This is a genomic window from Nocardioides massiliensis (assembly GCF_030811215.1).
Classification (GTDB): domain Bacteria; phylum Actinomycetota; class Actinomycetes; order Propionibacteriales; family Nocardioidaceae; genus Nocardioides_A; species Nocardioides_A massiliensis.
On sequence record NZ_JAUSQM010000001.1, the window covers coordinates 838,199 to 854,967 of the forward strand.

The following is a 16,769-nucleotide window of genomic DNA, read 5'->3' on the forward strand; positions in this document are numbered from 1 at the left end:
CTAAGAGCTTCGCTCTTAGAACCCAACCGACATCCACTTCCCAAGGGACTTCCCATGACCAAGAGACGCAGAATGCGCCGCGCCCTGGGGGGACTGACCGCCCTCCTCCTCGCCGCGCCCCTCCTGGCGTTGACACCCACGCCAGCCACCGCCAACCCCGATAACCCAGAAGGTGTGCCTGACCACCATGGTTACTACCTGGACGACGACCGCTTCGTCACCGACGCCTGGCCCCTGCACCAGCAGGAACGGTGGCGAGAGGTATTCAAGAGCAGCATGACCGTTGGCGGCCCCACGAACAACTGGGCGCGCGTAGGCCAGGGCGGCAACGAAGCAGGCTTCACTGGCAACACCAACTGGCTGACATCGAGCAGCCGCCTCGCTCCCAAACAGGAGGGTGAGTTCGGATACCGCTGGACCACCTCGGGCGACCGGCACAACTATGACCGTTGGCAATACACGGGCCACATCGGCGCCCGCGTGCCCCTACCCGGAGGTGCGAGCTGGGAGAGCGTCCACTCGAACGAACTCCTCAAGGCCTACAACCGCGGTAGCAATGGTCCCTACATCGAGACATTCGCTGACACGCTCAAGTACCAGCTCTACGACGCCTGCGGCAAGAGTGACTGGCGCATGACGATGGGTCAGTGGGCCCAAGTTGGTCACTACTGCGCCGGTGGCATCTATGAGGACGAAGAGCAGGACCGCTACATGGGGATGAGGAGCGACATCATCTACGGCTTCTACGACAACATGACGAACTACATCGATACCGACCTCAGCCGACAGGGCACGTGGGACTACCTGGGCTATCCCGAGTATGACCCCGAGCTGGGCGCACGGTTCAAGCGCAACGGGATTTCTGACGCCTCCAAGTGGGTCTTCGCCATCCACTTGGAGGACGAGAACGGCGGCCTGGAGTGGGCGCGCTGGAATACCCACGACTGGGCCATCGGCCAGGGCGACACGGGAGGCCCAATGAACCCGGGCCCTGCCATTCGCGGCGACGGCCACCACTCCCGCCGCAACTTCGGCAGCGTGGCCACGGTGGGCAAGATGCGCGAGTACATCCACTCCGAGATTGACCGCGCGGACGAGGAAGGCTACGGCGAGGCCTATGTCTACGGGCTCCACCGCGGCCTCGTGGTGCTGGACGTCGTCTACGGAGACAAGGACTGGCACCCCATCGAGGTCCTCATGATTCCGGGCTTCCTCGACTCTTACGCCTGCGAGTATTACGGGCAGGACCGCCACGGGAACCCCGCCATGCTGCCCCACCTCCCTCCTATCCACCCGGACCCTTCCTTCCGCGACCAGCGAGACCGCGTAATGAGCTGCCCTCCCACCGACGACGAGCGCGAGTGGGAATACCTCTATGAGGACGAGATTCGGGAGGAGACGCACCCCACGAGCGAGGTCATCGAGGCGCCCATCCACCGGGTCGTCACCGTCGAGGACAACTCACCCGCGGGCGTGGGGCGTGGCAGCTTCGAGACACAGCAGGAACTCGTGAAGACACCCCTGGGTGAACTGTTGGACGACCTCTGCGGACAGCGCGACGGTGGCTGCACCGAGGACACGACCTTCACCGACGAGGAGTTCACTGCACTTGAGGCGGCTGCGGCTCGTAGCCAGGACACTGAGGCGGGGTCGGTCGACCTCACTGCTTCCAACGAGCAGGTCCTCGCGGACGGGCGGCTCATCAGCGTCGAGCAGGCCGTGCAGGACGTGCGCATCACCCGCCACGGCGTGCGGAACAGGCTCATGCGGCGGCAGAGGATTACGGAGTTCTACCGCGACAACCGGGCGAACATCCTGGCCACCAACGTCCGCTACACCCCTTGGGAGTATGCGAACCGCCCCGAGGAAGACATGGTGAGCGGCGAGTCCTCTTTCGAGGTGGGGTCACAGCGCTTCGAGCAGGGTTTCCAAGTGCTAGTGACGCACTGCAACGGCGCGGGCTTCGACGCCGAGGTGGGCGCCCGCAGCATCGACGAGCGCACCACCAACGACCCGCAGTTCACCGGCACACACCTCGCTGGCACCGCGGTGTCGCGCTCCTACACAACGCCCGGTGGTGGCCCCTGGGGCGAGAGCGGGCCGACTTCCGAGCGCGGCTTCTACGACAAGGTGTGCTCCTACAACGGCACGAGGAGCAACCCCGCCACGGAGGAGCCCGCGAGCGAGTCCGTGCGCGGCCACTCCGTGTTCCCCCGCGACGGTGAGGCACACCACCTGCCCACGGCTTACTACACGCCCACCACTGAGGGGTGGGTGCGCTACGAGGGCAATGGGCCTATGGCCTTCACCGCCACCCGCTGGGGTGCGGGTACGCCGACCGTGGACCTCTTCTCTATCCGTGGGCGTGACTGCCGCACCGGAGAGTTGGGGTCAAAGCTCTTCGGGGGTGGCGACGGTCCCGCCCCCACGCTTCGACAGTGGACGCTCGAACAACACTCCGCTAACGGAGTAGCCATTAGCCCCGGCTGCTACAAGGACCTCTTCGTTGAGGGCCTGTGGGCAAGCGACTCGGGCAAGCCGCAGGTCCTCACCGTGAAGTGGGACTTCGAGGCCCGCGTGGCCACCGTCGTCCCGAGCGAGGCCTTGGGCTTCAACGCGGCGGGCAACCCCTCCTACCGACGCAACACTGTGGGCGCGCGTGTGCGGGGGCAGGTCGTCTCTAGTAACGAGGCCGGGAGGACCCGCGTGCCCGCTGACCAGGAGCGTTGGGAGGAGGCCACGGGTTCCGGCACCGAGAACACGCTCGACCGCACGGTTCCCTATGGCGTCTCACTCGACGCCCGCGGTCAGTGGACGCACCAGCCCCGGCACACCTCGCCCTTCTATTACGGCGTGGAGTTCGCGAGGGCCGTGGGCCACTAAGCCCGACCCCAACTGCGGGGCGGCGCCACCTCTTATCCCTGGGTGGCGCCGCCTCGCAAAGTCTTTTCCGCTAGCGGGTTGACTGGCTCTAGTAGCCATTCATGGTTCCAACCATGACGAACACTGCTGCTACCGAGAAGGGCGCCAAGAGCGCCACCCCTGCTACCAACGGTGAGGCCGAGGCCTTCGACCGCAACGAGATGTCACGCCTGTTCTCCCGCGTCCGAGCGGAGGTGTCCACCGTCGTCCAAGACGCGGAGAAGAAGCGGCCCCTCTTCTCCCGCGACCGCGAGACTGCCGTCGCTAAGCGCAACGCGGTTATGAAGGCCCTGGAGTCCTTCATCGACATGGTCGACCAGGCCAAGCGGGAGGCCTGAGGCTCCCCTACAACCCACGAAGCCAGTGCCCCTCGCGCGAGGACACTGGCTTCAGTGGTGAGAGTGGATGGCTAAAGACGGAGTTCCCGCACGACCTCCGCCACAACCCGGGAGCTGTAGGTGCCGTGACCGGGAATGACAACGTGGCGACTGATGGCGCTCGCCGCTTCCAACTCTGCAAGCCAACGCTTGAACGGCTCAGTTTCGCCACGCTCTAGACCCTCACGCTTCTGCGCCAGCAGGATGTCCAGCACCTCGGCAACCTCTTCGTGGACCCGGTCTGCGCCAAGAGGGGCCTGCCGTTCGTAGGCCGCACGACGCTCCCTGTTGAGCCTCTTTCCGCGCTTACTCATGACTGCTTCCTTGCAAGCGAACGAGGTCGAGTAGGGCATAGGGCGTCACCCCAGTGCGGGAAGCTGCCTTGCGGGCCTCTTCGAGACTCACCCCGAGGAAGTAGGCGCTGGCGGGTTCAAACACTGCCAGGGCAAGGGCACGGTCGTCCTCGTAGCGGTCTACATGCGCTTCGGCCACCTCGGCGACGAGCATGTCGGCCGCGCTACTTAGTCCCTTGACCTGGTCGCGCGTCTGGAGGTAGGCGACATAGAGCGCTGTAAGGCGGGCTTCCGCCGGACCTTGTTTAAGGGGAGCGCTTCGCAGCTCCTCCTGCCGAGCCGGCCTAAGGCTTGACCACCCCAGGGGTCGAAGGAACTTGCTCCCCTTCTTGTCAGGCCGACCCGACCACGGCTTGTAGCCTTGTGCTTCCACCATGGCGTAGGCCTCGCGGATAGGCAGCGCAAGGGGGGTGTCTGCGACGAGCCGCTTGACCTCTGCCTTCGGGACCTGAAGGCGGCAGGGGCCGGCGGGGCCGTCGACGAGCAGGGCGAACAGTGAGTCGTTCGCGTCCTTATTTACGACGGCAAGGTAAGCGACTAGGACCCCTCGAAGCTCCGCCCACCATCTGCTTGCCTGTTCCTCCTCGTCGGCCACCCTTTGTCGAGCTACGCGGACCGCTTCATAGCGGTCCAGCGCCATGACGGTGGCTGGGAGAGCTCTGAACTTGAAGACTCCCTCCTGCGGGCGGCGCGGGAGGTGACGGAAAAGCTGCTCCCGGAAGCCGCGCACCTGCCCCGGGCGTGAGAGGCGGTCCCGTTCGGTCCGCCAAGGTCCCCAGTGCTTCTCGCCGGCCCTCCAACGGTCCTCTAGCGGCGTGGCTTTCCACTCGGGTTCCACCGTCAGGTCGGGGATGTCGTAGTGGTAGGCCCAAAGGAGGTCAACGGCCTTGTCCAAGTCTGCGGCCCAGAAGCCGCCTGGTGGGCTCGACCCGATACTCCGGAACACCCAAACACATTCCGGTCGAGCCCACCACTCGGGCCTATCACCGAACACGAAGCCGTCGTAGACCCTTTCGAAGTCCTCAGCGTCCTCGTGTTGGAGAAGCTGCGTAGCCACCTGATTGCTCGCTGTCGTGAGCCCTATTCGGTTGTTTCCGCCGCCGCGTCCGCTGCGTCCTTCGCAGCCTTCGCAGCCTTGCGAGCATCCTCGTAGTTCCTAATGGCCTTGACGACTTCCTTACGGACATACGACTTCTTGAGGTCGCCATTCTTGTCCTCCTCATAAGCCCAGCCCGCAAGAATGGACAGGCTCACTACGCCCACGCGCTCCTTGACGCGGTGCGCGTGGGCAAGGAAGAGGTCGTTCGTCTTGAATCTCTGTACCTCTTCAGCCGTGGGCTCTTTCGGGTCCTGGTCGAGCAGCCAGCGGGCCGCAGCCTTGCGCGCTTCTGGCGCCTCCTTAGCCCTCATCTCGCTCGACGCATAGAAGGCAAGCGCCTGGTCGACTAGGGCGTCGCTCCACGTCTCTGGCTTCTCCGGCTCGGGCGCGTTCTCCAACGCTGCTTTGAGCATGGCCTGACGAACCTGGTCGGGATAGTCCTTCGGCATGTCGTTGAGCTTGGGCGCGAAGACGCCGTGGTCCTTGACGGAGAGATACGGACCGAAGCCGTCCTCCCGTTGGAAGAGCTTGTGGGCGGGCTGCAGGACGGTTGTGCGGTCATCCTCGGGCGCGGCAGCGGCCTCAGGCTCAGTCATCGTCATGGTCAGTGACCCCTTTCCTGGAATGTGCTGTGGTTGCTGTTAGCAGGAGTCTTCGGCCGTCTGACAAGGCCTTGCCACCGCTTCGGCGGACCCTGGACAAGCCTGGACAACCCTGGACTGTCCCGGCTCCACCGCGCTTGGTCCCCCAAACGCCAGCGCTAACCGCTGAACGCTCTTAGGCTTCCGGTCGAGGGGAGAACCACGCTCGGGAAGGACAGACTGTTGACGCAGGTGAAGCCGCCCGACCCGCAGCAACCCGCAGGACCGTGGGACCACCTCGTCACCGAGCTTCAGGCCCTCCGCGAACGGCAGGGGCAGCCCTCCTTCCAGGAGATAGCCCGCCGCATCCAGGCACAACGCATGGCGCAGGGACAAGCCGAACACTCCGCCCGCGTGGCCCGCTCGACGGTTCACTTCGCCTTCACCAAGGGGCGCGCTCGCATCAACCTCGGCCTCGTCAGGGAGATAGTGGAGGCCTTGGGTGAGGACCCGGGAGTCGTGGAGCGGTGGCGGGCTGGCCCAGCGGTGGAGCCCCCGCCCGTGGACGCGCCATCCGACTCCCAAGTCCCAGCGCCGCCCGCCCCTGAGCCCTCCACCCCCACCGCGACGCACACGCGCGCGGTCCTCTTGCTCCTGCTCGCGTGCCTGGCCCTGAACCTCGCGGGCCGGGAGTTCGTGGACTTCTTCCGCCTGCCCCTACACCTCGACATGGTGGGCACAGCCGTCGCCGCCATCGCTCTCGGCCCCTGGCGCGGTGCGGCCGTGGGCGTCGCCACAAACGTCATCGGCGTCATCGGCAGCGGGTGGATAAGCCTGCCCTTCGCGCTCGTGAATGCGGCGGGAGCGCTCGTGTGGGGCTACGGCGTGCGGCGGTGGCGCATGGGCGCGACCTTCCTACGCTTCTTCGGGCTGAACCTGCTTACCGCGGCGGTCTGCGCCCTCGTGGCCATCCCCATCCTCGTGGCCTTCGTCGGGCCGGACCTGAGGCCCGGGCACGATGTCATCACGCAGTTGGTAAGCGAGACCGTGGACCACTTCCTGGTCGCGGTCGGCTTCTCCAACTTGATGACGTCCATCGGCGACAAGCTCCTCGCCGGGTTCTTCGCACTCGTGGCAGTGTCGGCCCTCCCCCTCTACCTGCGCCGGGGCGTGCCCTTGGTGGGGGTGGCGGAGCATGACGGGGACCACGCTGGGGACCTCGCAGAGCGGTCCTGAGGGGACGCAGTGGACTGCGGTCTCTCACATCGCCCTCGACGTCGATACGAACCGACGCGGGAGCGCCACCACCCGCTCCTACCGCAGCACCAGCCGTCCCCTGCGCATCACCCCCGGACCGCACGCACCGCTCTCACGCGAAGAGGCCGCACCACTGTGGTGCGGCCTCTTGGGTGCGATGCCTACTTGAGGCGCACGGTCTTGGAGACGAAGACTCGCTTTTCGGGGCCGCAGCTGTTAGAGCCGCAGATGAAGAAGTCTCCCGTGAGACGCAGGCGGTAGAAACCCTTCTTGGCGTCCTTGTGGACCAGCCGGACACGGGTCAGGTCGGGCCTGCCCTTCCTCTTGGCCACCACGCGCCACTTGCCCTTCGCCTTGGGCTTATACATGAGCGCCATGGTCTGGAAGTCGGTGAGCTTTTCGGCGCCTGCCACGACCCGCTTCTTCTTGGGCTGGACCTTCACCGTCATCTTGAATGAGGCCGCGGTGTCACCGAGGGCTGGGGACGCAACGGCCGGGGCGGTGAGGCCGCCGGCGAGCAGGCCTACGGCCAGCAGGACCGCGGTGAGGGGCGCGAGGACGCGACGGGCGAGAGTGGACATGAGAACTCCTACGGGGTGAGCGCGTGCCGCGAAGCAAAGCAGCAACGGGCGCGGGACGGGGGCGAATTGGCAAAACCTGGCGATGCTATGCGGCTACTCCGCCCCGTCAACCGGCTCGTGAGGACTCCCGCTACTCCTCCTCCGCCACCACCGCACCCGCGGCGCTCAGGCGCGAAACGAGCGATTGGAGGACCTTCAACTCTTCGGCCGTCAGGGGGTCCGTCGAACTGGGCACCACCTCGGCCGGCTCCGCACCCTTCTTCGGCTTCTTCTTGGCGTCCCGCCGCTCCGTGAGGTTCACACCGAAGGCCGTAAGGGGTTCGAGCAGAATGTCCGCGCCCTGTGCGCTGTAGGTCTCCAGCATGCGCGCGTAGGTGGTCGGGCTCCACCCCGTCCACATGAGGATTCCCTGCTGGGAAGGGACCACACCGAGCTTCCCGCTCATCATCATGCTGATGGCGAGGTGGCGGGCGTCGTGGACGCGAAGACGGTCAGGGACCTTGGCCTCGTCCAAGAGCTTGCTGAAGGCACGCCGGTCGTTCTGGTGCCTACGGGGCCGCCCATTGGCCTGGGGGAACAGCAGGTCCTCCATGCCCGGTAAGGGGTCGTAGTCCGGCGACTTATGGACGACCTCGCGGACCCACTTCTCCTGCCGCCTCAACGCGGAGTAGAGGGGCTCGACGATGGGGATAGCCCGCCTACTCTTCTCCGTCTTGAGGTCCCGGCTCAGGTAGAGGCCACTCTCCCCATAGCCCTGCGGGCAACGGTCGCTTTGCTCCCCACAGAGGTAGGCACCCGTGCGGGGGTCCGTGCCACATCCATGGAGCCTCACGTGGCGAGCGAGCTGCTTGTCGATGACGAGGAACGAGTCCTTCTTAGGGCTCTTCCACTTGAGCTGGTTCAGGGTCATGCCCAGGACTTCTGACTGGCGGAGCGCGAACAGGGCCAGCAGCCACCGGGCCTCGTCCTGATGGCCCTCCAGGTGCTTCACGAGGTGGTGGGGGACCCAATTCTTGGTGGCCCTGATGGTGTTCTTGCGCTCCTCATTGGCGGGAGAGCGCTTGGGCGTCTTCACCTGGTCACAGGGGTTGTCCTCTATCCGCCTGAGCCGCGCGGCGTCCCCCAGCATGGTGGAGAGGATGACGAAGACACTCCGCACGGCTGTCTCCCGCAGGAGGGGCGTGCCGTCAGGCTTCGTCTTCTTTGGGAGGGTCCCGTAGGCCCAGTCCTGGACCATGACAGGGGTGATGAGGCGCAACGGGATGGCACCGAAGTAGGGGGCGATGTGGAGGCGGTAGCGGGTCCGATACTCGGCCTTGGTGCTTGAACGCACGTCACGCTGCTCCAACCACAGGTGGAACCACTGGTCAAGCGTGACTACCCCGTCCTCCTCACGGAGTGCTCGCTGGGAGACCTGCCCTGTGGCGACCTCGCGCCGCAGGCGGTTCCTATACAACCGCTCCCGGGCCAGGGCCTCGGTAGGCCCCTCCCCTACCACGCGGATGAGCCGCCCCGTGTGGGGGTCGCGGCCCAAGGTTTCTGCGCACCGCCACACCTCACGGCCGTCGGGCTTGCGGACCCTGTAAACAGAGCCCTCACCGTTCGCGCGTGCCATGGATGGACCATACGACGAAAACCGCTCCAGCGACACGCAACGGGACACGCAACGCAATTTGACCCCGGGGCACAAAAAACGCACGCCCGCCGCGGGATTTGACTCTCAACGGCGGGCGTGCGCCCCTATACGCGGTGGCGGAGGGATTTGAACCCTCGGTGGGCTTGCACCCACAAACGCTTTCGAGGCGTTCTCCTTAGGCCGCTCGGACACGCCACCGCGGGGAACGTTACTAGAACCCGCGAGGTCGGTCCCAATCGGGCGGCGTCTCGATACACCGCCTCGTCCCTCGGCGGCACTCGACGAGCAGAGCCACCGCCTCGTCCCTCGGTGGCACTCGACGAGCGGAGCCTCAGCGTCGGTCGCCGAAGAAGTCGAGCAGCAGGGCGGCGCACTCGTCGGCGCCGACGCCGGCCACGACCTCGGGCCGGTGGTGCAGGCGCCGGTCGCGGACGACGTCCCACAACGAGCCGACCGCACCCGCCTTGTCGTCGTACGCACCGAAGACCACGCGGGCGACGCGGGCCTGGACGATGGCGCCGGCGCACATGGTGCAGGGCTCGAGGGTGACGACGAGGGTGTGATCGTCGAGGCGCCACTCGCCGCGGGCGCGGGCGGCGGCGCGCAGGGCCTGCAGCTCGGCGTGACCGGTCGGGTCCGCGTCGGCCTCGCGGTGGTTGCGGCCGGTAGCGACAACCGTGCCGGTGGGGTCGAGGACGACCGCGCCGACGGGTACGTCGTCGGTGGCCAGCGCGGCGCGCGCCTCGGCCAGTGCCAGGTCCATCGGGTCGGCCCAGCGCTCGTGCAGGGGGTTCACGTCAGCGGTCGGTCAGCCCGACGAACTCGTCGAAGGGCTCGCCGAACCCGAGCTTGTCGGCGACGGCGCTCAGGAACTCGTCGGGGTAGAGGTCCTCGTCGTCGAGCAGCGCGGCGAGGGTCATGGCGGGAAGTCCCAGGTCGGCGAGCAGCCCGGGGTCGCCGCCGGGCACCGGCTCGTCGTCGTCATCGGGCACCGGCAGGTCGAGCAGCTCGACGACCGAGCGGGCCAGCGGCCACACGGTCGCAGCCGTGACGTCGCTGACCAGCGCGGTGACGTCGTCGCCGACCGCACGCACCAGGACGGCGAAGTCCTCGTCGACGGAGATCAGCGCGATCGCACCCAGGTCACCGGGCCAGCGGCTGAGCTCGTCGGCGATGTCCTCGACGTCGTCGAGCACGTCGTCGTCCAGCTCCTCGAGCTGCCACGTGCCCTCCTCGCGGTAGGCGAGGACCGCGAAGTCGACACCCTCGACGGTCGCGCCGGCGGGCGTGTCTGGCTGCTCGCTCGTCCCCTCGGACAGCTGCTCCGACATCTGGGCACCTCCGGTGCGACCACAAGCAGGGACGAGCGGACGTTGACGAGGATGACAGATCCGACAGCCCGCGGGAAGGGCGATAGTTTGTGGCCATGCGCACCCACGTCGTCGACCACCCGCTCGTCTCCCACAAGCTCACCACCTTGCGGGACTCCTCGACCGATTCCCCGACCTTCCGTCGGCTCACCGACGAGCTGGTGACCCTGCTGGCCTACGAGGCCACGCGCGACGTCCGCGTCGACCCGGTCCGCGTCGAGACCCCCGTCAGTCCCGCCGACGGAGTCAAGCTCTCGACCCCGCGGCCCCTCGTCGTACCCATCCTGCGCGCCGGGCTCGGCATGCTCGACGGGATGATGCGGCTGCTCCCGACCGCCGAGGTCGGCTTCCTCGGCATGGTCCGCAACGAGGAGACGCTGGAGGCCTCGACGTACGCCGAGCGGCTCCCGGAGGACCTCTCCGGGCGGCAGTGCTACGTGCTGGACCCGATGCTGGCCACCGGCGGCACGCTCGCGGCCGCGATCAAGTTCCTCGTCGACCGCGGCGCCGACCACATCACCGCCATCACGCTCCTCGCCGCGCCGGAGGGCTGCGAGCGCGTCGAGGCACTGCTGGCCGACATCGCCGTACCCGTGACCGTGGTGACCGCGGCCATCGACGAGAAGCTCAACGAGCACGGCTACATCGTCCCCGGCCTCGGCGACGCCGGCGACCGGCTCTACGGTCTGGCGCAGTAGCCCCGCACGAATTGCGACATCTGACATCGCTCGCGGGCGTCCCGTGGTGCTGGATGTCGCAAAACCGGCGACGGCGGATCACAGCGCCTTGACGGCGGCGAGCAGCTTGCCCAGCGAGTCCTTCGCGTCGCCGAAGAGCAGAGTGGTCTTGGGGTCGAAGAGCAGCTCGTTCTCGATGCCGGCGAAGCCGGGGCGCATCGAGCGCTTCAGGAAGACGATCTGGCGCGCCTCGTCGGCGTCGAGGATCGGCATCCCATAGATCGGCGCGGCCGGCGTGGTCTTGGCGGCCGGGTTCACGACGTCGTTGGCACCGACGACGAGCACGACGTCGGTCTGCTTGAACTCGCCGTTGATGTCGTCCATCTCCTTGAGCTGCTCATAGGGCACCTGCGCCTCGGCGAGCAGCACGTTCATGTGCCCGGGCATCCGACCCGCGACCGGGTGGATGGCGTAGTCGACCGCGGTGCCGCGGGCGCCGAGCACCTCGACCAGCTCGCGCAGGGTGTGCTGCGCCTGGGCGACCGCCAGACCGTAGCCCGGCACGATGATCACCTTCGCGGCGTAGCCGAGCAGGATCGCCACGTCCTCCGGGCCGGCGGAGCGCACCGGCCGGTCGGAGGCCTCTCCCGCCCCGAGCGTCGAGCCGCCCTTCAGCGCCCCGAACAGGATGTTGGCGACCGAGCGCCCCATCGCCCGCGCCATCAACAGCGTGAGGAAGGTGCCGGCCGCACCCACGAGCGTGCCGGCCACCAGCAGCACCGTGTTGCCGAGGACGTAGCCGCCGGCCGCCACCGTCAGGCCGGTGAACGCGTTGAGCAGGGAGATCACGATCGGGACGTCGGCGCCACCCACCGGCAGCACGAGGAGTACGCCGATCGCCAGGCCCAGCACCGCGAGCACGACCCCGATCCACAGCGCCGCGGAGGTCACGGTCAGCACCGACCACACCACGGCGGCCAGCAGGGCCGCCGCGAACGCGACCGGGAGCCCGCGGAAGACCACCGGGCGCGAGCTCATCAGGTCCTGGAGCTTGGCGAAGGTGACCGCCGAGCCGGCGAACGACACCGCGCCGACGACGATCGTGAACGCGGTCGCGGCGTAGACGAACCAGTTGTAGGGGTCGACCCCGAGCGTGTCGGTGACACCGACCATGTGCTCGAGCTCGAGGAGCGCCACGAGCGCCGCGGCGCCACCCCCGACGCCGTTGAACAGCGCCACCATCTGCGGCATCTGCGTCATCTGGACGCGCCGGGCCCCGACGGCCCCGATCGCCGTACCGACCGCGATCGCCACCAGGATCAGCGGGACGTGGTCGAGCTCGAGGTAGAGGAACGGGATCACGCAGGCGACGACGGCCGCAGCGGCCCCGAGCAGGTTGCCGCTGCGGGCGGTGCGCGGGCCGGCGAGTCCCTTCAGCGCGAGGATGAAGCAGACCGCGCAGGCCAGGTAGGCCAACTGGACCCAGGTCGGGGTCATCGCTCGCCCGCCCCCTCATCTGGGCGTGAGGCGGGGCGCGCGGCCGGGCGCTTGACGCTGAACATCTGCAGCATCCGGTCGGTCACGACGAACCCACCGACCATGTTGATCGCGGCGAGGACGACCGCGAGCAGCCCGATGGTGACGGCGAACCAGTGATCGGAGGTCCCGGTCACGATGATCGCGCCGAGCAGGATCACGCCGTGGATGGCGTTGGCGCCGGACATCAGCGGGGTGTGCAACGTCGAGGAGACCTTCGCGATCACCTCGATGCCGACGAAGACGCTGAGGACGAAGATCGTCAGCCAGACGATGGGCTCGCTCACGGAGCTCCTCCTTCGAGCGCGGTGCGGGTGGGCTCGTGGCGCACGACGCCCTCGTGGGTGACGCAGGCGCCGGCGATGATCTCGTCGGCGAAGTCGGGGGCGAACGCAGGCGGCTGCTCCCCCTCACCCGCCCGGGTCATCAGGGCGACGAGGTTGACGACGTTCTGCGCGTAGAGCCTCGATGCCGGCCCGGGCATCTGCGCCGGCACACCGGAGCCGCCCCACACCTGCGCGGCACCGATCCGCACGACCTGGCCGGGCACCGACCCCTCGACGTTGCCCCCGGACTCCGCGGCGAGGTCGACGACCACCGATCCGGGCCTCATCTGCTCGACCATCTCGCGGGTGACCAGCACCGGCGCTTGCCTGCCGGGGACCGCGGCGGTCGTGATCAGCGCGTCGGCCGCGGCGACGTACGGCGTGAGCAGCTCGCGCTGGCGCGTGGCGCGCTCCTCGGTCATCTCCCGCGCGTAACCGCCAGCGCCCTCGAGCGCCTCGAGGCCGAGGTCGATCGCCTGGGCGCCCATCGAGCGGATCTCCTCGGCGGAGGCGGCGCGCACGTCGTACGCCTTGACGACCGCGCCCAGACGCTTGGAGGTCGCGATCGCCTGCAGGCCGGCCACGCCCGCACCGAGGACGACGACCTCCGCCGGGGGGACGGTGCCAGCGGCGGTCATGTTGAGCGGGAAGAACCGTCGCAACAGGCCAGCCGCCACGATCGCGCACCGATAGCCCGCGACCAGTGCCTGCGACGACAGCGCGTCCATCGCCTGGGCGCGCGAGATGCGCGGCACGAGCTCCATCGCGTACGCCGTGACGCCGCTGTCGCGCAGGTCGGCGACCAGGCCGGTCTCCTGCAGGGACGGCAGGAACGAGATCGTGCTCGTGCCGGGCGCGAGCCGGCGTACGACGTCGATGGGCGGCGGCTGCACCGAGACCACGACCTCCGCACCCTCGACCGCATCGGCGTCCACCACCGCACCGGCAGCGGCGTACTCCTCGTCGGCGTGCAGCGCCCCCACCCCCGCACCGGGCTCCACGGCCACGGCGTACCCGAGCGCGGTCAGCCGACCGACGAGCTCCGGGACGAGCGCCACCCGGGTCTCGCCCTCGCGGGTCTCCTTCAGCACGGCGATCCTCACGCATCGAACGTAGGGGACCGGGACCTGAGCGTCCATGAGGACCGCGGCGTGGCATCGTGAGCTCTCCGCACCTGCCGACGGCCACCCCCGACCCCGCCCCGCCCAGGAGGACCCCGTGGACACCGCTGACCCGACGGTCGTGAGCACCGGCTACGCCTTCCCCGAGTGCCCGCGCTGGCACGACGGCGCGCTGTGGTTCAGCGACATCCACGCGGGCCAGGTCGTGCGTCTCGACATCCACACGGGCAGCTCCGAGGTCGTCGCGGAGTACGACGGCCACCCCAGCGGCCTCGGCTTCCTGCCGGACGGCCGCCTGCTCGTCGCCGACGGCCACACGTCGCGCGTCCTGCGCCGCGAGCCCGACGGCACGCTCGTCGAGCACGCCGACGTCTCGTCGGTGGCCACCCACACCCTCAACGACATGGTCGTCGACGCCCAGGGCCGCGCCTACGTCGGCAACTACGGCGACGCGAGCGTGCCTCCGGCCCCGCCCTTCCCGGCCGCGCTGGCACTGGTCCAGCCCGACGGCACGGTCACCGCGGCAGCAACCGACATGATGTTCGCCAACGGCATGGTCGTCACCGACGAGGGGCGCACGCTCGTCGTCGCCGAGACCCGCTCGGTGCCCGGGCGGCTCACCGCCTTCACCATCGGCGACGACGGGGCACTGTCCGAGCGACGCACCCTCGTCGAGTTCGACGAGGGGATCATGCCCGACGGCATCGCGCTCGCCGGCGACGGCAGCATCTGGGTCGCCTCGCCGTTCACCAACGAGGTGCTCCACGTCAGCGCCGACGGGGCGGACGTCCGCAGCGTGCCCGTCCCCACGCCGTACGCCGTCGCGGTCGGCGGGGACGACCTGGACGTGCTGCTGGTCTGCTCCGCGCCGACCTGGGTGCCGGAGGAGACGCTCGCGCAGCGTGCCGGCGCGATCCTGCGCGTCGACCCGCGCGGCTGACCGGTCAGGGCAGCGGGTCCTGGTCCACCTGGATGTCGAAGCGGACGTCGTCGCCGTCGACCGCCGTGGCCCGGACCGTCACGCCGTACGCCGTCTCACCGTCGCGCAGCGTGCAGCGCACCTCCGCACCCACGCGGGCGGCGAGCCGGTCGGGGCACTCGACGTCGTCCGGCGCGCGCCCGACCGTCTCCGCTAGAGAGACGCTCACCTGCTCGGCCAGGACGTCGGGGGCGACGCCCGGCTCGGGACCGGCCTCGAGGGAGCAGCCCGCCACGGGCGCGAGCACCACGGCGAGCAACACCACCCCCAGAAGACGCCTCATGGGCTCATCGTGGTCCATGTCGATCGAGCTGGGTGCCCTTTCTCATGTTCCTAGGCTGACCGGGTGAGTTCGCGGGCGACATCACTGCCGATGGCGCAGGCGACAGTGCAGCCGAGCGTGCGCCGAGCAGCCGCCGCCGCGGCGCTCGGACTGGCCGTCCTGATCACCGGTTGCACCGGGACTGCACCGACTCCGCCGTCGGCGTCGACGCCGACCTCGGCCCCCACGCCCACCCCGGATCCGACCGTCCAGCCCACGGCCCCCGTGCCGGAGAGCCCGACCGCGCAGCCCGCGCCGGGCACGGTGCCCCCGGACTGGCTCGGCACCCGGGTCCTGCCGCGCGCGGCCACGGGCTTCGGCGAGGTGCGGCGTACGCCGCGCGAGCTGCGCAACCGCCGGTTCACCCTGCCCGACACCGTCGCACCGCTGCCGGGTGACGGCTTCGCCTCGCGCGTCGTGGACCCGGCGCCGCAACGCGTGCTGCGGCGCTCGACCTGGGACCCGGCCTGCCCGATCGGCGCGGACGAGCTCGCGTGGGTGCGGGTCGCCTTCCGGGGGTTCGACGGCGAGCGCCACACCGGCGAGCTGCTGGTCGCCTCCGACGTCGCCGACGACCTCGTCGAGGTCTTCGGCGCGCTGTTCGCCGCCGACTTCCCGCTCGAGGAGATGCGGGTGACGACCAAGCGCGAGCAGACGCTCCCGCCGACCGGCGACGGCAACAACACCACGGCGTTCAACTGCCGGCCCGTGCGCGGGCAGACGTCGTGGAGCGAGCACGCCTACGGCCGCGCGGTCGACATCAACCCGTTCCACAACCCCTACGTCCGCGAGACCGACGCGGGTCTCGTCGTGCTGCCCGAGCGCGCCGCGGCGTACGTCGACCGCAGCCGCCGGGCCCCGGGCATGGTCCACGCCGACGGCCCGGTGGTCGCGGCGTTCCGCGCGATCGGCTGGGGGTGGGGCGGGGACTACCGCTCGTTGAAGGACTACCAGCACTTCTCCGCCACCGGCCGCTAGTCCGTCGGGGCGTCCCTGCCCGGGCGCACCATCGCGTACGGCGAACCGGGCACCTCGAGGCGCACACCGGCGACGAACCCGAAGCGCTCGTAGAGCCGGCGGCTGTCGTCGCTGGTCGCTTCGAGGTACGCCGGCGAGCCGCTCCCGTCGACGCGAGCCAGCCCGTGGCGAAGCAAGGCGGAGCCGACCCCGCGACCCTGAGCAGCGTCGGCGACGACGATGTCGTCCAGGTACCAGTGCGGCTCGTCCGGACGCGCCGCTGCGAACGTCGCGCTGGTCCGTCGTACCTCCGACAGGTGCCGCAGGCCGACCGCTCGCAGCATCAGCGGCAGCGCCCGCACCCGCGCCCCCCACGGCACCGGCCCACCGGTGCCGCGCGGAGCCTCCCACGCCGCGACGCCCACGATCGGGCCCGTCGGCTCGAGGCGAGCGAGGTCGATCGCGCCGGTGTGCAGCGGTCCGGTCGCCAGGGTCGCCCGCATCAACAGCTGCAGGCGGCGCAGTCGGTCGCGCTCCCCGGGGACGAGCCCGTGCAGCACGGGGTCGTCGCGAAACGCCTCCGCGACCACCTGCGCGGCCTCGGCCACGTCGGCGGGGCTGGCGACGGACAGATGCGCGCTCACGAGGGCCTCCGGTTCGGCGAGACACCATTCT

Annotated in this window: 18 protein-coding genes and 1 tRNA gene; 6 read left to right on the forward strand and 13 right to left on the reverse strand. The window is 69.1% G+C overall.

Features of this window, described 5'->3' with window-relative positions; genetic code table 11:
- The first annotated feature begins 54 nt into the window (after positions 1-54).
- The gene (locus J2S59_RS04285; RefSeq protein WP_306824845.1) at positions 55-2,883 is read left to right on the forward strand and encodes a hypothetical protein; all 2,829 of its coding nucleotides are present in this window, start codon (positions 55-57) and stop codon (positions 2,881-2,883) included.
- A 113-nt stretch (positions 2,884-2,996) separates the two neighbouring features.
- Positions 2,997-3,260 (forward strand): hypothetical protein, encoded by a 264-nt coding sequence (locus J2S59_RS04290; RefSeq protein WP_068122075.1) that lies wholly within the window; start codon positions 2,997-2,999, stop codon positions 3,258-3,260.
- Positions 3,261-3,331: 71 nt separating this feature from the next.
- Here the strand turns inward: J2S59_RS04290 and J2S59_RS04295 are convergent, their stop codons facing one another.
- From J2S59_RS04295 to J2S59_RS04305, 3 genes are read right to left on the reverse strand one after another with little or no spacing between them, the layout of a single operon-like run.
- On the reverse strand, positions 3,332-3,613 hold the full coding sequence (locus tag J2S59_RS04295) for a hypothetical protein (protein WP_068122072.1): 282 nt from the start codon (positions 3,611-3,613) through the stop codon (positions 3,332-3,334).
- Positions 3,606-4,709, reverse strand: coding sequence for a hypothetical protein (locus J2S59_RS04300; RefSeq protein ID WP_068122069.1), 1,104 nt, complete (start codon positions 4,707-4,709; stop codon positions 3,606-3,608). Before J2S59_RS04300 ends, J2S59_RS04295 begins: the two co-directional genes overlap by 8 nt.
- Before the next feature lie 23 nt (positions 4,710-4,732).
- A complete protein-coding gene (locus J2S59_RS04305; protein WP_068122064.1) occupies positions 4,733-5,353 on the reverse strand; it encodes a hypothetical protein in 621 nt (206 codons plus the stop codon).
- Positions 5,354-5,575: 222 nt separating this feature from the next.
- Between J2S59_RS04305 and J2S59_RS04310 the strand changes: the two genes are divergently transcribed.
- The gene (locus J2S59_RS04310) at positions 5,576-6,568 is read left to right on the forward strand and encodes a hypothetical protein (RefSeq protein WP_306824846.1); all 993 of its coding nucleotides are present in this window, start codon (positions 5,576-5,578) and stop codon (positions 6,566-6,568) included.
- A gap of 182 nt (positions 6,569-6,750) precedes the next feature.
- Here the strand turns inward: J2S59_RS04310 and J2S59_RS04315 are convergent, their stop codons facing one another.
- The 5 genes from J2S59_RS04315 to J2S59_RS04335 form a co-directional block, all read right to left on the reverse strand.
- The gene (locus J2S59_RS04315) at positions 6,751-7,170 is read right to left on the reverse strand and encodes a hypothetical protein (protein ID WP_068117464.1); all 420 of its coding nucleotides are present in this window, start codon (positions 7,168-7,170) and stop codon (positions 6,751-6,753) included.
- Positions 7,171-7,300: 130 nt separating this feature from the next.
- Positions 7,301-8,785, reverse strand: a complete 1,485-nt coding sequence (locus J2S59_RS04320) for a site-specific integrase (protein ID WP_068117467.1) — start codon at positions 8,783-8,785, stop codon at positions 7,301-7,303.
- Between the two features lie 132 nt (positions 8,786-8,917).
- Positions 8,918-9,004, reverse strand: a tRNA-Ser gene (locus tag J2S59_RS04325).
- 133 nt (positions 9,005-9,137) lie between these two features.
- On the reverse strand, positions 9,138-9,569 hold the full coding sequence (locus J2S59_RS04330) for a nucleoside deaminase (RefSeq protein WP_068117490.1): 432 nt from the start codon (positions 9,567-9,569) through the stop codon (positions 9,138-9,140).
- Between the two features lie 34 nt (positions 9,570-9,603).
- Complete coding sequence (locus tag J2S59_RS04335) at positions 9,604-10,137, reverse strand: tRNA adenosine deaminase-associated protein (RefSeq protein WP_181641555.1); 534 nt, start codon at positions 10,135-10,137, stop codon at positions 9,604-9,606.
- Between the two features lie 95 nt (positions 10,138-10,232).
- Between J2S59_RS04335 and upp the strand changes: the two genes are divergently transcribed.
- A complete protein-coding gene (upp, locus tag J2S59_RS04340) occupies positions 10,233-10,874 on the forward strand; it encodes a uracil phosphoribosyltransferase (RefSeq protein ID WP_068117496.1) in 642 nt (213 codons plus the stop codon).
- A 78-nt stretch (positions 10,875-10,952) separates the two neighbouring features.
- On the opposite strand, the gene J2S59_RS04345 is transcribed toward upp, so the two are convergent.
- The 3 genes from J2S59_RS04345 to J2S59_RS04355 are packed head-to-tail and all read right to left on the reverse strand — an operon-like array spanning position 10,953 to position 13,818.
- Entirely contained in the window at positions 10,953-12,350 is a 1,398-nt protein-coding gene (locus J2S59_RS04345) for an NAD(P)(+) transhydrogenase (Re/Si-specific) subunit beta (RefSeq protein WP_068117469.1), read from the reverse strand.
- Entirely contained in the window at positions 12,347-12,676 is a 330-nt protein-coding gene (locus J2S59_RS04350) for an NAD(P) transhydrogenase subunit alpha part 2 (protein WP_068117473.1), read from the reverse strand. Before J2S59_RS04350 ends, J2S59_RS04345 begins: the two co-directional genes overlap by 4 nt.
- Positions 12,673-13,818, reverse strand: a complete 1,146-nt coding sequence (locus tag J2S59_RS04355; protein WP_068117500.1) for an NAD(P) transhydrogenase subunit alpha — start codon at positions 13,816-13,818, stop codon at positions 12,673-12,675. Before J2S59_RS04355 ends, J2S59_RS04350 begins: the two co-directional genes overlap by 4 nt.
- Positions 13,819-13,933: 115 nt before the next feature.
- Here J2S59_RS04355 and J2S59_RS04360 point away from each other — a divergent pair, with 115 nt between their 5' ends.
- The gene (locus J2S59_RS04360; RefSeq protein ID WP_068117474.1) at positions 13,934-14,776 is read left to right on the forward strand and encodes an SMP-30/gluconolactonase/LRE family protein; all 843 of its coding nucleotides are present in this window, start codon (positions 13,934-13,936) and stop codon (positions 14,774-14,776) included.
- A 4-nt stretch (positions 14,777-14,780) separates the two neighbouring features.
- On the opposite strand, the gene J2S59_RS04365 is transcribed toward J2S59_RS04360, so the two are convergent.
- Positions 14,781-15,098 (reverse strand): DUF4333 domain-containing protein, encoded by a 318-nt coding sequence (locus J2S59_RS04365; protein ID WP_181641557.1) that lies wholly within the window; start codon positions 15,096-15,098, stop codon positions 14,781-14,783.
- A gap of 63 nt (positions 15,099-15,161) precedes the next feature.
- Between J2S59_RS04365 and J2S59_RS04370 the strand changes: the two genes are divergently transcribed.
- Complete coding sequence (locus J2S59_RS04370) at positions 15,162-16,115, forward strand: M15 family metallopeptidase (protein ID WP_220138299.1); 954 nt, start codon at positions 15,162-15,164, stop codon at positions 16,113-16,115.
- On the opposite strand, the gene J2S59_RS04375 is transcribed toward J2S59_RS04370, so the two are convergent.
- On the reverse strand, positions 16,112-16,738 hold the full coding sequence (locus J2S59_RS04375; RefSeq protein ID WP_068117484.1) for a GNAT family N-acetyltransferase: 627 nt from the start codon (positions 16,736-16,738) through the stop codon (positions 16,112-16,114). The genes J2S59_RS04370 and J2S59_RS04375 overlap by 4 nt on opposite strands.
- Between the last annotated feature and the right edge of the window lie 31 nt (positions 16,739-16,769).